The sequence below is a fragment of the Pedobacter namyangjuensis genome (assembly GCF_003313325.1).
Taxonomy (GTDB): Bacteria; Bacteroidota; Bacteroidia; order Sphingobacteriales; family Sphingobacteriaceae; genus Pedobacter; species Pedobacter namyangjuensis.
On the sequence record NZ_QMHQ01000016.1, the window covers coordinates 1 to 1134 of the forward strand.

Genomic DNA, 1134 nt, shown 5'->3' on the forward strand with positions numbered 1-1134 from the left:
TAACTACCTGAGGTAGCTTTTTACTCAATTTCATTGATCCGGCTAGTACATCATTATAAATTGCAAAGCCGTCATCAACACTGATCAAATAAATATTGTTACTAATTTGACTGATGTTTTCGTAGTACTGCACCATACGGGCATCTAAAATATTGAACCTGTTCGAGTCAACCTTGATGTTTCCAGATTCTATAAAATCACTCAGCCCCATACGGCCTCTATTGATGAACCAATATTTTCCGGTACCTGCTTTGATAATTTTATTGGATGTATTAAAACTTCCCAACTTTTGATTCAATTCCTTGTACTTGCTGAATTTGTTGGTAATGTCATCGTAGATGTAAAAACCCGAATCAGTAGAGAAAACTATTCTATTTTCTAGGTTGAAGGTATTGATGTTAAAGCTATTTGGTAATCCATTGGTTTCGTCAAAATACTTTACTTTTAAGGCTTGCTTAAAATCGCTGCTTAGGGTAATGCGGTATAGCCCCTTGTAAGCGTGACTAACCCAAATATTGCCCTTATGATCTTGCTCAACATATCTCGAAGGTTCACCAAAACCATTTATCCTATGACTAAAAACCCATTTTCCGGAAGCATTTTTTGTATAGATGCACAATCCGGTATAGGTTCCTTGAATTAATACGTTAGGGTTAGAAGAGAGTTTTTTCAGTGTCCAACCGCCATTAATTGAGGATATTTTTTCAATCCTATCACCAGTAACCGCAAAAGTTCCATCGTTATGGCCGCATATCAATTGGTTATCAATATTACTTAAATCCCAAACCTGACCTTGCGAATTAGGAATCAGTTTAAAGTCGAAATTGTTGTTGATGTTTTTCCAACTGCTATTCCAAGTGCTATAAAATAAACCCTGATTGGTTCCCAGGTAAATTTTGTCTTGATAAATTAAGCTTGAATAAACGGTGCCAAATCTTCCTGTTTTATCAAAATAGAAAGAAAGGGGCGAGTTAAGCTCAATCCGATCGATACCATTATCTAAGCCCACCCATAAATTACTTTCATCATCGTTGTAGATGCTTAAAACCGTGTTGTTTTGTAAGCCGCTAGTTTTATTGATGCTTTGAACAATATTTCCATTTTCATCAATAATAATTACGCCGTTTAGAATGG

1 protein-coding gene is annotated in these 1134 nt (G+C 35.6%); it reads right to left on the reverse strand.

Translation table 11 applies throughout. The annotated features are described in order from the left end of the window. The coding region (locus DUT69_RS18995) for a two-component regulator propeller domain-containing protein (protein WP_317047229.1) at positions 1 to 1134 on the reverse strand (1134 nt) is incomplete at both ends.